Origin of the sequence: Nocardioides sp. JQ2195 (assembly GCF_012272695.1) — a bacterium.
Classification (GTDB): Bacteria; Actinomycetota; Actinomycetes; order Propionibacteriales; family Nocardioidaceae; genus Nocardioides.
Window position 1 is genome coordinate 2,458,387 of the sequence record NZ_CP050902.1, and the last position, 14,376, is coordinate 2,472,762.

Here is a 14,376-nt window from a genome sequence, read left to right on the forward strand (position 1 = left end):
AGGTACCCAAATCTGGACATATCACCCATTCGGCGGCTCGCGGGCGCACGACCGAAGGAGGGTCTCCGCGTCAATTGCGACGCGCTCCACAGCCCGCGTCCTGCGTGCCAGTTCGCCCAACCAGCAGCTCAGGAGGACCGCGTCACACCCGTGGCGGGTTTCAGGCCTTGGGGCTGACCAGGACCTTGCTGTGCCGGCTCTTTCCGGAGTCGAGCTCCTCGAGGAGGTCGCGTAGCTCCGAGAGGCCAACCGTGCCGGTGTGCAGGGCCGTCACGTCGACACGCTTGCCGGCGATGGCGCGGATGGCACCGAGGAAGTCCTCGTGGTTGTAGGCGAGCGAACCGACCACCGTCAGTTCCCGCACCTGCCAGTCCCCATAGCTGACCGTCGACTCCGTGAGGGGGAACCCCAGCAGCGCAAGGGTTCCGCCGCGACGTACGAAGCTCGCCGACGGCTGCAGAAGTGACGCCACGCCCGCACACTCGTAGAACACATCAGCCCCGAGACCGTTCGACACCTCGGCCAAGGTCGCTTCGAGGTCGTCAGGTGCGACGACGTCAGGGAAGCCGAGTCCAGAAGAAGCCACCTCGCGACGCGCGGCCGAGGGCTCGGAGACGATGATGCGCCCAGCACCCGCGTTGCGCGCGTGCTGCGCGGTCAACAGGCCGATGGGTCCAGCCCCCTGCACCACCACGATCGCGCCCAGCTCTGCGGCAACCCGGCGTACGGCGTGGAAGGTCACCGCGGCCGGTTCGACCAGGGCGGCCTCGATGTCGGAGACCTCATCGGGCACCGGGATGACCCGACGTGCGGCGACGTGCACCCGACCCGCGAACGCGCCATGGTCCGGAGCCTCGTCGTCGACCCCGTTGGCCTCCGCGAACGCCGTGTCGCACTGCCGTGCGTGGCCAGCCACACACTGGGCGCATCGACCACAGGCCGGCCCGACGCCTCCCATCACGCGCTGACCGACCTCGATGCCGCTCACGCCGTCACCCACGGCACTCACCGTGCCTGTCCACTCGTGGCCGAACACTGCGGGCGGAAGCATGTGACCGTCCGTGTAGCCGTGGACGTCCGTGCCACAGATGCCGGTGTAGGTGATGTCGACGATGACGCGACCCGGCGCCGGCTCGGTCAGCGTCTCGACCCCCTCGCGAATCTCCCGTGGGCCGGAAACCGTCAGGAAGGTGCTCTCAGGAGATGTCATGCCCCCAGCCTGCCCGGTCGGGGATGCGAACCCAAGCGCGGTCACCTGCGAGCCCGGTCGCCTGGCAGGCGAAACCCGGAAGACCGACCCACCGCAGGTCGCCGCTATTCGCCCTCGCCACCCAGCGCTTCGATCTGTGCCTTTGACTGTCGCGATGCCGGACCGTCGTTCTCGATGCGAGCCGAGTGCTCTGCGAGTCGTGATCCACGGTGCGCTTTCCAGCACTGACTCTGTGACGCCGGCCGAATGGACGAGGATGTCCAAACGGCCGGCGTCAGAGATCTGGTGGTCAGGCGCGCCCCTGCTCCGGTGAGTCGGCCCCCACGAGCACGACGGTGTTGCCGAAGACCTCCTCGCCACGACCCATCTGTGCATGTGCCTGCGGGATGTCATCGAACTTCAGGACTCGTCCCACGACTGGATCGATCTTTCCGTCGCACACGAGCTGGTTGTAGGCGAGTGCTTGGACGTCGTTCGTCCCGTGGGAACCTTGGAACCGCTTCTGGCGCGTCCAGTGATAGCGCAGGTCGACCATCGCGTCGAACCCTGACGTGCCTGCGCAGATGACCACCATGCCGCCGGGCCGGCACAAGAAGATGCTCGTCGGAACAGTGGCCGCACCGGGGTGCTCGAAGACGATGGCCGGGTCTTCCCGTGCTCCGGCAACCTCCCACAGCCGCTTGCCGAAGGCACGCACACCGGTCGTCCATTCTTTCTGGCCGGCCTTGTCGTCAACGAGCGGAGGAACTCCCCAGTGATCGAACTCCCGTCGGTTGATGAATCCGATCGCACCGTGCTTCATTGCGTATCGGCCGCGCTCCTCATCGGAGACGACCGCGACGGCTCGACCACCTGCATGCTGGACGAGCTGAGTGGCCTGGGTGCCGAGACCGCCGGAACCACCCCAGACCAGGACCAGGTCATCGGGCTGAACGGTGTTTCCCTCCCATCCAAGGAGCATGCGGTAGGCCGTCGTGCCGACCAGGGTGGGGGCCGCTGCCTCGGCCCAACTGAGGTGTTGCGCCTTGGGCATCAGCTGGTGGGACTGCACACGAGCAAACTGCCCGAACGCACCATAGTTGGTGTCATAGCCCCAGATCTTTGCGCTGGGCGCGATCATCGGGTCCCGACCTGCAGCGATCCAAGGATCTTCTTCGTCCCAGACGCCCGGGTGGATGACAACCTCGTCACCGATCTGCCAGTCGCTCACCTCATCACCGATCGCATAGACGACCCCCGAAGCATCTGATCCACCGACGTGGAAGTCTTCCGGCTCGCCACGCTTCTGACGCACGCCGACCTGGTCGACCGGATAGCCCCTGGCAGCCCAGACGTTGTTGTAGTTGATCCCGGCGGCCATCACTGCGACGAGAACCTCTCGGCTGCCGATGCGCGGAGTGGGGACCACCTCGTGTTGGAAGGCGTCTGCTGGATCCCCATAGCGGTCCTGGCGGACGGCCTGCACGTGCATCTGCTCGGGCACCACACCGACTGGTGGCAGGGCGCCGATGGCAGTTGCGTCGGCTCCGCGAGTGGTGACGGATGTGCGTTCGTTGTCGTTCATGGTGTTCCTTTCGTCCGAGTTTGAGTCAGTCCAGGCCAGCAAAGCGGTCATCACGCCAGGCGAGTGCCGCTCCAAGGCCCTTGGAAGCCACGAGCTCGGTGAAGTCGGCGCGTTCAGGGGTGTCTGCCGAGTTCAGTACGGCGGCAAGGTCGAGGTTTCCCTGCACCGCGTCCCTGAGGCCCATCTGCTCGTAGGCACGCATGAGGGTTCGCTTGGTGTAGCGCAGGATGGACAACGGGGTGAGCGCGATCTTCTGCGCCAGCTTCGTCACAGTGGCCTCGAGCTCGTCGGCGGGCACCACCTTGTTCACCAGCCCGAGCTCGAGAGCACGATCGGCCCCGATGACGTCACCGGTGAAGAGAAGTTCATTGGTGACCTTCTGTCCGAGGATGAACGGCATCAGCAGCGTCACAGGTCCGGAGCCGAACCTGATCTCAGGCTCTCCGAACTGTGCCTCCGGTCCGGCGATCAGCAGGTCGCAGGCCATGGCAAGCTCACAACCGCCGGCAAGGCACCATCCTTCGACCATCCCGATGACCGGCTTGCTCAACCCCCAGACCTGCATGGTGAGCCCAATGTTGTTGGAAAGGCCTCCGTGCCACTGCTCAGCAGTGGACACCTCGAGCTCAACTTCCTCGGCGATGTCGTAGCCGACACTGAACGCCTTCTCACCGCCTCGGAGGACGACAACCTTCACCGAGTCGTCGGTGTCGGCTTCGGCCAACGCCTCGGACAGCTCGCTCATCAACTGCACCGACAGGGCGTTCAACTTCTTGGGGCGGTCGATGGTCAGCCAAGCCACGTCACCGCGACGCTCGGTGCGGATGAACTCGTGCATCGTCTCAGTCATGCCGAAACCTCTTCCTTGTCTGTGCTCTGCAACTCATGGATTGTTTGTGCTTCGAGATCACGCAGGCTCCGTTTGTCGACCTTGCCGACCGCAGTTCGGGGGAGGTCTTCAACGAACTTGATTCGATCCGGCAGCCACCACTTCGGCATCAGGGGCAGCAGGTGAGCCACGATCTGCTCCTCGGTTGGCCGCTCACTGGAAGACTCCGTGGTCACGTAAGCCACCGGACGTTCTCCCCACCGAGGATCAGGTCGCGCAACCACGGCGGCGCCGGTCACCGCCGGATGCGTACAGAGCAGGTTCTCCACCTCGGCGGAGGCGATCCATTCGCCTCCTGACTTGATGAGGTCCTTGCTCCGATCGTGGAGCCGGATCCGTCCCGAGAGATCGCGCGAGGCGATGTCCCCTGTGTCGAACCACTCGTTTCCTCCGGCTGCCCGCCCCAGACCGATGACGAACGGCCCTCGGATCTCCAGTCGTCCGCGGTCCCCGGCTGGCACCGGACCGTCGATTCCGACGACACGCATCTCCACCAGTGGGATGGGCCTGCCTACAGACTCCTCCGCAGCCTCGCGTTCGTAGGTGCTGCAGGCCATGGATTCCGTCATTCCCCACGCACTGACCACCTCCGTGTCCAGGACGGAGCGGAGCGTCGAACACACCCAGTCAGAGACCGGTGAACCGCCGGTCAACACCTCACGAAGAGCCGGGAACTTGGTGCCTGGTGCGGTTAGGACAACTTCACACACGTCGTGCCAGACCGTGGGCACCGCTGCAGCGACCGTGACCTCTTCTTCCTGCAGAACCTGGACCAGGCGCCTTGGCGTCAGGTCACCACCAGGTAGCACCAACGATGCACCGACCATGACCGAGACCAGTGGCAGTCCCCAACCATTGACGTGGAACAACGGTGCGAGGGGAAGCACCCGGTCCTTGCGTGACAACCCAGTCGCGTCCACGGTTGCTTGGCTCAAGCAGTGCAACAAGGCTTGGCGATGGCTCACGGTGTGGGTCTTCGGAGATCCGGTGGTGCCGCTGGTGTGGAAGCGGTACGCCGTGTCGTTCTCGTCCGTGGCCGGAAGTGGATCTGCCACCCGCGCACCTTCGGTGACCACGCCCTCCAGGGAAGGACACCCCGGGTCCCCATCACCCATCATCAGGACAGGGACAGCCATCCGCTCCAGGACTGAGAGCACCGCACGCGCTGCCTCACCAACCGTTGGGTGCGCCAGCGTGGCCGGGTCGACGATCACCAGGGCCGGAGCAGACGATGATGCGTCGAGGATCAATGCCTCCGTCGGGGTGCGCGGATTGAGACTGTCGAGGGCAGCACCGGTCAGGGGTACGCCGAGGAGCAACTCCACGTGGTGCGTCGAGTTGAACGCCAGCACCTTGACCGTGTCGCCGGTACCCAGGCCGAACCGGGACCGCAGGCCCCGGGCGAGGTCGCGGATCCGCCGAGCGGCCTCAGGGAAGGAGCGGACCGACCGAGCAGAGCTCCGGTCGACAATCTCGGCGTGGCGGTGAACCTCCTCCATCCGCCAGACGAGGTGGTCAAGCGTCAGACCCGACATCCCAGGTCACCGCGCCAGAGTCGTGGTCACGGGCACCGGGTTGGCGAGGGTGTCCCTGATCGGCGAGTGCGCTTCCACAGCCTCGACGAGTGCTTGCAGGTCTTCACCGGAGGCATTGCTGGCCGTCGCATGCACGACGACCCGAATGGCCTGCGCACCAGGTCGCACCCGCTGATCGATCCCGAGGAAACCCTGGAGATCGAAGTCGGTCTCCATCTCGAGTCGAAGCGTCTCCAGCTCGATCCCCCGCACTGTCGCTTGGGCTGCGAAGGTCGCCGCGTAGCAGCCAGCCAGGGCCTGCAGGACATATTCACCGGGATTGGGGGCATGGTCCGTGCCCAAAAGGGCTTCTGGTTCATCGGACTCCATGGTGAAGCGCGTGGTGCGGACCGGAGCGCCGTTCTGCACGACATCGGCCGTGGTCGATCGCTGGTGGCATCCGCCGAGCCATTCGCAGTCAATGCCGAAGGTGACCTGGGCGAGCTCGGGCTGCTTGCGTACGGCGTCCAGGGTGTCCTGCAGTGCTTGTGTGTCGATGCCGTTGGGAGCGGTCTTCTGGTTCGTGATGGTCATGATCAATGTCCTTCCGATGGTGGATCAGGCTGGTGTGGGAATCAGGCGTCAGCGGGACGAAGCACGTCCTCGTCCGCTGCTGGCTGGCGAGGAGTTGGCAGGTCGACCGGAGCGGCGTCGTCCGACGCGTTCTTCTCGTCGAGCTGCGCCCGGTAGGTCTCCGGAGCCAGGTAGGCACACAGGGCAGTGACGACACTGAGACCGATGAAGTAGATGACGACATATCGCGGGCTGCCACCGCCGAGAGCCAGGAGACTGGTCGCGATCAGCGGTGAGAATCCGCCACCGAGCACAGATCCGATCTGATATCCGAGCGAGGCGCCACTGAAGCGGACACGCGTCGTGAACATCTCCGAGAAGAAGGCCGCTTGAGGTGCATACATCGCGTCGTGGAAGACGACCATGCCGATCACGATCGCCACTACGGCAATGACCGGGCTACCGCTGTCGACCAGCCCGAAGAAGGGAAGGATGAAGAGGCCACTGGTGACTGCGCCGAAGAGGAACACCGGTCGCCGCCCCACACGGTCGGAGAGCATCGCCCACAGCGGGACCGAGACCAGACCGATCGCTGAAGCGATCATGACGGCAATCAAGCCGGCGTTCGAGTCTTCGCCCAAGCTGTCCTTGATGTAGACGAGCGCGAACACAGTGAAGATGTAGTAGACCGCGTTCTGCGAGATTCGCATTCCTGTGGTCAGGATGACCGCTCGTCGCTCCGTGCGAAGAACAGTGACCACGGGCAGTTTGTGGGTCTGGTTCGACTCCCGTAGCTCCGCGAACTTGGTCGGCTCGCTGAGCTTCATCCGGATGATCAGCCCAAGAACGACGAGCAAGCCGCTGGCCAGGAAAGGCAGACGCCAGCCCCACGTCATGAATGCATCGCTGGTGGTGAGGCCCCGGGTCATGGCGAAGGCACTCGTCGCCAGGAGCATGCCCGAGGAGACGCCCATCTGGGTGAAGCTTCCGTAGAGACCGCGGCGCTCCGTGGGGGCGAACTCGACCGACATGACGGCTGCCCCGCCCCATTCGGCGCCGACGGCGAGCCCTTGGATCAGCCGAAGGACGAGCAGGAGCACCGGAGCGAGGAGGCCGACCTGCGCGTGGGTAGGAAGGAGTCCGATCCCCATGGTGGCGGCGCCCATGGTCGTCAGTGAGACCACGAGCACGCGCTTGCGTCCGACGCTGTCACCGAGGTGCCCACCGACAATGCCTCCGAGCGGCCGAGCCAGGAAGCCCACGGCGTAGGTGGCGAAGGCGGCGATGACTCCGACAGCGGGGCTCGAGTCCGGGAAGAACACCGGGCCGAAGACCAGTGCTGCCGCGGTGCCATAGAGGAAGAAGTCGTACCACTCGATGGTGGTCCCGATGAAGCTCGCGAAGCCGACTTGCTTCGCACTGCTCTGTCGCGGGGTCGCGGTCGGTATTGCTGGATTGCGTGTCATGGCTGCTCCTGAGAAGTGCGTCGAGCGACGCAGGATTCGTGATGGACACAGGGCTTCGTCTGTGCGGGAGCGACACGTGCGACGTCATCGCCGAGCCGTCATTCCCTTGCTGAAGTCGAACCGAGCACTCGCCGATCGAGGGCGCTTCTGGGGTGTCCTGCATCACATCCTTGATCGTGGGCAACAGACAACCAGCGCAAGCATGGGGTGACAATGACCAACCCCTCACAGGGCTGTGCAGAACTGCAGAGGCGCAGGTCACCCAGCGTGAGCGAGGCCCTCGGTCTCATGCACGAGCTGTTCGATCACCGAAGTGAGAGCCCGAATCCGAGCAAGTCTGGAGAGGTTCCGAGGAGCGATCATCCAGTAGCTGCGTGGTGAGGCGGAGTCGAAGCCTTCAAGCCGCTCGAGTCCAGGAAGTCGATCCCCGATGTAGGTCGGGAGGTAGGCCAGTCCCAGCCCTTCCTGGGCTGCTCGGATCTGCGCGGTGATGTTGTTGCTCTGGATGCACGGCTCGACACCGGGAACCATGTGGTGGAGCGTTTCGTAGGTCTCCACACCGAGGGCTTCGTCGACGTACCAGATGAAGTCATGGTCTGAGAGGTCCTCGACGGACGAGACCGCGGCTCTCGAGTTGAGGTAGCTCGGTGCGCCGTACAGCCGCAATTCATATCTGGCGAGCAGACGTACGTCGACCGCTCGCGCTTGTGGCTTCTCGATCGTGATGGCGATGTCGAACTCCCGCGTCGTCAACGACGCGTGCCGGTTGGCCGTGACCACCTCGACGTTGATGCCCGAGAAGCGTTCGCGCATCCGCGCCAGACCAGGGGTCAGCAGGTAGGCGCCGAGACCTTCGGGCGTGATCGCGCGGACGGACCCGGTCAGGTGTTCACCCGTCTCGAGGCAGTCTTCCCGCGCGGCGCGAACGGCTGCCTCGACCGACTCGGCATGACTGAGCAGTCGAAGGCCTGGTTCCGACAAGACCCAACCCGCAGGTTCCCTGAGAAAGAGTCGTTGACCGACCGCGCGCTCCAGTCGTGAGATATGACGGCCCACTGTCGTGTGGTTGATGCCCAGGTGCTTTGCAGCCTCGGTCAGGCGACCCCGCCGGGCCACCTCGAGGAAGATGGCCAGATCATCCGCGGACAGCATCCGAGAAGAGTAGCGGTGGTCGAAGGTCGTCGCCGGATCTCGCGAAAGAGTTACCTCAAGGAGAGGCCCAGAGAGCGCCCGTGAGGGCATTCAGTGAGCCGGCCCAACGGACGAGACACATCCATACTCAGGACTTCCCGAAGCGCTGGAATGCGGCTTGCCGGGTGATGTCCAACGCGGCTCCGATCACGGTCCATGAGTCGCCGGCCTCACGTGCTGCAGCAACGGCATCGCGCAACTCGGTCTGCGCTGCGTCCACACCATGGCGGGCTTCGATGATCCGCCGCATGTGCCGCGCATCACGGGCTTGTGACCTGGCGGGCTCCAAGGAGTTGAGACCGGTGTCGTCGACCTTCTTCAGGATCTTCATCCTCATCACCTCACTTCAAGTACTCGTAGAACTTCGCGCGCAATCGGTCCGCGTGGATGATCCGGGTCGGCCCGGCAACAGGAACGGCGACCAACTCAAGCAGATTGCCAGACAGATCCGTCCCAATCACCAAGAGCCGGTCCTCGCCGTCGTATTCAAACTCGACATAGCGGATCGCCTGCTCGAATGCATGCACGATGTCGCCGGCGGTGACGCCGTGCCTGAGAGCCGATTCCCTTATCTCCACTTCGTAAACACAACCTTTACACGCGGCCCGCGTAAATACAACCTTGACATCCTTGTGGGACCACACACCGAAGAGAACCCGAGATGTTCCCGATGTCGCCAGAGTCCCAGAAGCCACCGACACCCCGGGACCTTCGATCGCTCAGGCTGAAGTGGCCGAACTGAAAGTCACTACCGGACCTTCCCGCGAGCCCCATCCGTGTGGGCCGCGCGAAACGTGCGGCCCACACGGGCTGTTGGGCTGGATCAGCGGAGCACCTTCGAGGTCTTGGCCGACTTCTTCTTCACCGTCACGTAGCCCTTCTTCGATCCGGTGACGACCACCTGGATCCGCTTGCCGACATACGCCCGGCGCACCTTGAACCTCTTGCCGGTGGCGCCACGGATCTTCTTCTGGCCGACCTTCCAGACGTAGCGGAACTTGGTGCCGGCCGTCCACGTGCCCGCAGCGACCGAGACCTTGCGGCCGACGGTGGGCTTGCCGGTCACCCGCGGCTTCGAGGAGCGCAGCTTGCCCTTGGCGATGGTCTTCGTCTCGACCGAGGTGGCCGAGCCGCTGCCACCGTCGGCCAGGGTGCCGGTCACCGTGACGGTGACCCGCTTGCCGGCGTGGTCACCGGTCAGCAGGAAGGTCCGCGAGGTCGCCCCGGGAACCGGAGCCCCCGACACGCTCCACTGAAGGCTCAGCTCAACACCATCGCCCCAGTTGCCCGGCTGCGCGGTGAGGCGGTTGCCGACCTTGGCGACCCCCGAGATCTTCGGCGTCACCGGGGTGACCTCGCTCGGCGGCGCGTCCGCGATCGGCGTGGTCGGTGCAGACGTCTCGGCGAGCTCCGCATAGCCGGGCTGCGTGCCCGTCACCGTCACCGTGATCACCGCTCCGGCGTACGCCGGCAACAGGTCGAGCGTCGGACCGGTCGCGCCGTCGATCGGCGAACCGTTCGCCGTCCACTGGTACGCCAGCTCGACGGCGGGATCGACCGGACCCCACTCGCCCGGGTCGGCAGTCAGCGTCTGGCCCACCTCGGGCTCACCGGTGATCGCCACCTGGCCGCGAACCAGATCGCCCGGTGCGACAGCAGCCGTGGCGACAGAGGTCTGCGAGGCGGACTCATAGCCGGGCTGCGAGCCCGTGACTGTCACGGTGATCTCGGCTCCGGCCCGGGCGCCGCGCAGCTCCAACGTGGGCGAGGTGGCACCAGCGATCGGCTCGCCATCGGCGAACCACTGGTAGGTCAAGGACACGGCCGGGTCTGCCGGTCCCCACTCCCCTGCGTCAGCGGTCAGCGTCGAGCCGACCTTCGCCTCACCGGAGACAACAGGGATGGATGACGTCAGAGCCTGCGCGTTGGGTGGTCTCAGGCAGGGACACGCACCACGACAACCGATGTGATGTCCACGGTCTCGCCACTCACCAGTGTCGCCTGTGCCGGAGAATCCACGCTAATGCTTTCGTCGAATGCGACCTGGGTGCTACTGCGTTCTTCGTCGCCATAGAGCACGTCGACACCTTCGTACGTGCCGTCGTCCTTGAGCGCCATGCCATCGAAGAAACGGCCGTTGGCCAAGTCGTTGACATGCGCCACGACCTGCCCACGATCGACGGAAACCTCGAACTCCGACTCGTATTCCAAGAGCCCATGCTCTTCCGCCGATTCGGCCACCTTCCGTGCCGACCGCAGGAGTTTGAAGGAATATGAATCGCCCCGGGTTTCGTGGAGGCTCGGTTACTTGGATCCGGCCTCGGTGAGGACGGGTGTTTCAGGGTAGTGCTCGGGCTCGGTGCTGGCCCAGTGGTTGGTCTCGAGCTCGGCGGGCGGGATGAGCCCGATCTCGCCGTGGAGCCTGCGGTGGTTGAACCAGTCGACGTATTCGGCGACGGCGATCTCGACGTCACCGACCGACTTCCAACCACCCTTGGGGCGCATGACCGGGTTGCGGATGCACTCGGCCTTGAACAGCGAGTTGAACGCCTCGGCCATCGCGTTGTCATACGAGTCGCCCTTGGACCCGACGGATGCGACAGCGTCTGCTTCGGCGAGCCGCTCGGTGTAGCGAATTGCTCGATATTGCACGCCCCTATCGCTGTGGTGGATCAGGCCGGTGACGTCCTGGCCGGCTCGCTGCCGGGACCACAGACCCATGTCGAGGGCATCGAGTGCGAGGTCGGTGCGCAACGAGGTGGACACCTGCCAGCCGACCACCATGCGACTGAAGACGTCGAGGATGAAGGCGGCATAGACCCACCCCGAGTGGGTGCGGACGTAGGTCAGGTCGGCGACCCAGAGCTGGTTGGGCGCGGTGGCGATGAACTTGCGCTTGACCAGGTCCTCGGGTCGCTCGGTCTCGGCGCCGTCGCCGATGGTGGTCCTTCGGGTCTTCTCCCGCGGGATGCCGCGCAGGCCCTCGGCGCGCATCAGCCGCTCCACGGTGCAGCGAGCCACCGGGATGCCTTCGCGGTTGAGCTCGGCATGGATCTTCCGAGCGCCGTAGACACCCAGGTTCGCCTTGTGCGCAACCTTGATGTCGGTGACCAGCTCCGCGTCGCGGATCGACCTCGCCGACGGCGGCCGCGTCTTGGCGGCGTAGTAGGTGCTCGGGGCGATCTGGACGCCTGCATCACGCAGGACTTCACAGATCGGCTCGACCCCGAGCCGATCGCGGTGCTGGTCGATGTAGTCGACCAGCACCGCCGTCGGCACCTTGGTTACTTGATCTTGCGGTCGAGCTCCGCGGCGGCGAAAAACGCTGCGGAGGTCTTCAGGATCTCGTTGGCCCGGCGCAGCTCACGGACCTCACGCTCGAGTTCAACGAGACGCGCCGCGTCGTCGGTCGTTGTGCCCGGTCGGACACCGCCGTCGATCTCGGCCTGCCGGACCCAGTTCCTCAACGTCTCTGGATGCATCCCGAGCTGCTCCGCGATCCTGGGGACCGCACCCGACCTGGTCGCCGGGTCTTTGCGCGCGTCCACAGCCATCCGGGTAGCTCGCTCACGCAGCTCGTCGCCGTACTTCCTTGGTGCTGCCATGACTCTCATCCTCCATGGATTGAGAGCCTCCATCAGACCCGGGGCGATTCAATACTCCGGAGCTCTGGCCTTTAGTTGCTTGACCTTCTGGCTCCTCTTGAGTGATGCGCGAGAGGGTCCCCCAACGTGCGCCAAAGACTTTCCGTCTGTTGTCGCTCGGTAGGTGGTCGAGCCGAGTTGATAGGTGACTCCGGGCGAAGGGTGACCGAGTGCCGCCAAGAACTCGTCGCTGTTCTCGAACTGAAGCACTCCTTCTCCCAGATCGGTTGCGCCCTTGGGGAGTTCGTCGGCGCTGGAGAGCTGTTCGGCGCCCTTGTTGACACGTCTGAGCAACTTGACGGCCTTGTTGGCTTTTGCCACCGCCACAACAGCGTCCCCAAGCACCGGCACTACCCCTGCCGCGGAGAGACCCGCAGAGTCCCAGTCACCTTGGATGCTGAACCAAATCCCATTGGTCACGTCTGCCGGTGTGCCAACGACGGGCAGCGTCGACACCACATCAAGAATGGAATGCCCGTTGTCACGCAGGAAGTAGGCGATGGCCATGGCGCCGCGGCCCAACCCTCGATACCAAACGCTGCCCCGCCGCTCCGCTTCGGCTGCCAGCGCATCGTGATAGTCATCGAGAACGAACCCGTCCGCCCTGGGACCCACGGCGTCCTCCGCATACGATCCACCGGTCGCACGCACGGCAGAGGTGAGTGCCGTCACCAACGCACTCGAACCGGCACCATCGGCGTCAGCGATGCCCGACTCGGTGCGCTCGAAGAAGAGATAGTGGGCGAAGTTGCCCATGAGGTGGTCTTCACCGTTGAACGTGACGTTCTTGGTGCCTGGCTGGAAGTCCACGAAGGCCCAACCCGCCGCTTCGGAATTCGACGTGAGTGCGGCCATCAACGCCACCATTCCGTCAGTGAGGAATGCCCCATTGGGTGCAGGTGCATAGGCGGCCGCGGTGGCGCGACCCGGGATGAACGAAGTTGAGTCCCCGATAGTGGTGTAGCGCGGTCGCTGTCTTCGTGACCGGCGTGTATGTCGGACGTGGACGCGGCCACCGCGTGATCCTTCGAGTCAACCTTCCACAGAATCCTCGAATGGAGTCATCACGATGACCGCTCCCCACATTGTCGACCCTGCCGGCCTGCTCGGCGAAGCCCTCGCTGAGGCGAGTCCAGATCTCATGCGCTCGCTGCTCCAGTCGATCATCAACACCCTGCTCAGTGCCGATGCCGACGCCGTGGTCGGTGCCGAGTACGGCCGCCCGACCCCGAGCCGGACCAGCCAGCGCAACGGTTATCGCCACCGCGACCTCGACACCCGCGTCGGCACCGTCGACGTCTCGATCCCCAAGCTCAGGAAGGGCACCTATTTCCCTGAGTGGCTCCTCGAGCGTCGCAAGCGCGCCGAGTCTGCGCTGATTACCGTCGTGGCCGACTGCTACCTCGCCGGGGTGTCCACCCGGCGGATGGACAAGCTCGTCAAGACCCTCGGCATCGACTCACTCTCGAAGTCCCAGGTCTCGCGGATGGCAGCTGAGCTCGACGAGCACGTCGAACAGTTCCGGCACCGGCCCTTGGATGCAGCGGGGCCGTTCACGTTCGTCGCCGCCGACGCGTTGACGATGAAGGTCCGCGAGGGCGGCCGTGTGATCAACGCGGTCGTCCTGGTCGCGACCGGCGTCAACGGCGACGGACACCGCGAGGTCCTCGGCATGCGCGTCGCGACGTCAGAGACCGGTGCGGCGTGGAACGAGTTCTTCGCCGACCTCACAGCCCGCGGCCTGAGCGGTGTCCGCCTCGTCACCTCCGATGCCCACGCCGGGCTGGTCGAGGCGATCGCGGCGAACCTGCCCGGCGCCAGCTGGCAGCGTTGCCGCACTCACTACGCAGCGAACCTCATGTCGACCACACCGAAGACGATGTGGCCTGCTGTGAAGGCGATGCTGCACTCGGTCTACGACCAGCCCGACGCGCCCGCCGTGCACGCCCAGTTCGACCGGCTGCTCGACTACGTCGCCGACAAACTCCCTGAGGTCCACGAGCACCTCGACGGTGCCCGTGCCGACATCCTCGCCTTCACCGCGTTCCCGAAAGACGTCTGGACCCAGATCTGGTCCAACAACCCCGCCGAACGCCTCAACCGCGAGATCCGGCGCCGCACCGACAGCGTTGGGATCTTCCCCAATCGTGACGCCATCGTCCGGCTCGTCGGCGCCGTCCTCGCCGAGCAGACCGACGAGTGGGCCGAAGGCCGCCGCTACCTCGGACTCGAAGTCCTCACTCGCTGCCGCATCAACATCGTGCCCACCACCGAACCCGAGATCGGAGTCAACGACCTACCCGAACTGACTGCCTGAACCATCAA

General features: G+C 65.0%; 14 protein-coding genes and 1 other annotated feature. Of the genes, 1 reads left to right on the forward strand and 13 read right to left on the reverse strand.

Going from position 1 to position 14,376, the window contains the following annotated elements; genetic code table 11:
- Positions 1-160 precede the first annotated feature (160 nt).
- The 13 genes from ncot_RS11695 to ncot_RS11755 form a co-directional block, all read right to left on the reverse strand.
- Complete coding sequence (locus tag ncot_RS11695) at positions 161-1,210, reverse strand: zinc-binding dehydrogenase (RefSeq protein ID WP_168617767.1); 1,050 nt, start codon at positions 1,208-1,210, stop codon at positions 161-163.
- A 289-nt stretch (positions 1,211-1,499) separates the two neighbouring features.
- Complete coding sequence (gene ccrA, locus ncot_RS11700; protein ID WP_168617768.1) at positions 1,500-2,774, reverse strand: crotonyl-CoA carboxylase/reductase; 1,275 nt, start codon at positions 2,772-2,774, stop codon at positions 1,500-1,502.
- Between the two features lie 25 nt (positions 2,775-2,799).
- On the reverse strand, positions 2,800-3,624 hold the full coding sequence (locus ncot_RS11705; protein ID WP_168617769.1) for an enoyl-CoA hydratase/isomerase family protein: 825 nt from the start codon (positions 3,622-3,624) through the stop codon (positions 2,800-2,802).
- A complete protein-coding gene (locus ncot_RS11710; RefSeq protein ID WP_168617770.1) occupies positions 3,621-5,198 on the reverse strand; it encodes an AMP-binding protein in 1,578 nt (525 codons plus the stop codon). The genes ncot_RS11705 and ncot_RS11710 overlap by 4 nt, the downstream gene beginning before the upstream one ends.
- A gap of 6 nt (positions 5,199-5,204) precedes the next feature.
- Complete coding sequence (locus ncot_RS11715; protein WP_168619317.1) at positions 5,205-5,771, reverse strand: OsmC family protein; 567 nt, start codon at positions 5,769-5,771, stop codon at positions 5,205-5,207.
- Between the two features lie 41 nt (positions 5,772-5,812).
- The gene (locus ncot_RS11720; RefSeq protein ID WP_168617771.1) at positions 5,813-7,216 is read right to left on the reverse strand and encodes an MFS transporter; all 1,404 of its coding nucleotides are present in this window, start codon (positions 7,214-7,216) and stop codon (positions 5,813-5,815) included.
- 258 nt (positions 7,217-7,474) lie between these two features.
- Complete coding sequence (locus ncot_RS11725; RefSeq protein ID WP_206064949.1) at positions 7,475-8,458, reverse strand: LysR family transcriptional regulator; 984 nt, start codon at positions 8,456-8,458, stop codon at positions 7,475-7,477.
- Between the two features lie 37 nt (positions 8,459-8,495).
- Positions 8,496-8,738, reverse strand: a complete 243-nt coding sequence (locus tag ncot_RS11730; protein ID WP_168617772.1) for a hypothetical protein — start codon at positions 8,736-8,738, stop codon at positions 8,496-8,498.
- A 10-nt stretch (positions 8,739-8,748) separates the two neighbouring features.
- Entirely contained in the window at positions 8,749-8,985 is a 237-nt protein-coding gene (locus tag ncot_RS11735; RefSeq protein WP_168617773.1) for a hypothetical protein, read from the reverse strand.
- 245 nt (positions 8,986-9,230) lie between these two features.
- A complete protein-coding gene (locus tag ncot_RS11740) occupies positions 9,231-10,229 on the reverse strand; it encodes a hypothetical protein (RefSeq protein WP_168617774.1) in 999 nt (332 codons plus the stop codon).
- Between the two features lie 113 nt (positions 10,230-10,342).
- Positions 10,343-10,648 (reverse strand): hypothetical protein, encoded by a 306-nt coding sequence (locus ncot_RS11745; RefSeq protein WP_168617775.1) that lies wholly within the window; start codon positions 10,646-10,648, stop codon positions 10,343-10,345.
- Between the two features lie 63 nt (positions 10,649-10,711).
- Positions 10,712-12,012, reverse strand: a protein-coding gene (locus ncot_RS11750; RefSeq protein ID WP_240937878.1) for an IS3 family transposase whose coding sequence is annotated in 2 segments (ribosomal slippage) — positions 10,712-11,718 and positions 11,718-12,012 — 1,302 coding nt in all. Because the reading frame shifts where the segments join, the coding sequence is not laid out codon by codon here.
- Positions 11,582-11,734, reverse strand: a sequence feature (AL1L pseudoknot). Its footprint overlaps the gene before it by 153 nt.
- Before the next feature lie 48 nt (positions 12,013-12,060).
- Positions 12,061-12,906 carry a hypothetical protein gene (locus tag ncot_RS11755; protein ID WP_168617777.1) on the reverse strand — a complete coding sequence of 282 codons (846 nt, stop codon included), beginning with the start codon at positions 12,904-12,906 and terminating at the stop codon, positions 12,061-12,063.
- Positions 12,907-13,120: 214 nt separating this feature from the next.
- On the opposite strand from ncot_RS11755, the gene ncot_RS11760 reads away from it, so the two are divergent.
- Positions 13,121-14,368 carry an IS256 family transposase gene (locus tag ncot_RS11760; RefSeq protein ID WP_168617553.1) on the forward strand — a complete coding sequence of 416 codons (1,248 nt, stop codon included), beginning with the start codon at positions 13,121-13,123 and terminating at the stop codon, positions 14,366-14,368.
- Positions 14,369-14,376 lie beyond the last annotated feature (8 nt).

Coding starts and splice junctions, on each gene's coding strand:
- ncot_RS11695 (WP_168617767.1), bottom strand. CDS start 1,210: ATGACATCTCCTGAGAGCACCTTCCTGACGGTTTCCGGCCCACGGGAG.
- ccrA (WP_168617768.1), bottom strand. CDS start 2,774: ATGAACGACAACGAACGCACATCCGTCACCACTCGCGGAGCCGACGCA.
- ncot_RS11705 (WP_168617769.1), bottom strand. CDS start 3,624: ATGACTGAGACGATGCACGAGTTCATCCGCACCGAGCGTCGCGGTGAC.
- ncot_RS11710 (WP_168617770.1), bottom strand. CDS start 5,198: ATGTCGGGTCTGACGCTTGACCACCTCGTCTGGCGGATGGAGGAGGTT.
- ncot_RS11715 (WP_168619317.1), bottom strand. CDS start 5,771: ATGACCATCACGAACCAGAAGACCGCTCCCAACGGCATCGACACACAA.
- ncot_RS11720 (WP_168617771.1), bottom strand. CDS start 7,216: ATGACACGCAATCCAGCAATACCGACCGCGACCCCGCGACAGAGCAGT.
- ncot_RS11725 (WP_206064949.1), bottom strand. CDS start 8,458: ATGCCCTCACGGGCGCTCTCTGGGCCTCTCCTTGAGGTAACTCTTTCG.
- ncot_RS11730 (WP_168617772.1), bottom strand. CDS start 8,738: ATGAAGATCCTGAAGAAGGTCGACGACACCGGTCTCAACTCCTTGGAG.
- ncot_RS11755 (WP_168617777.1), bottom strand. CDS start 12,906: ATGGCCGCACTCACGTCGAATTCCGAAGCGGCGGGTTGGGCCTTCGTG.
- ncot_RS11760 (WP_168617553.1), top strand. CDS start 13,121: ATGACCGCTCCCCACATTGTCGACCCTGCCGGCCTGCTCGGCGAAGCC.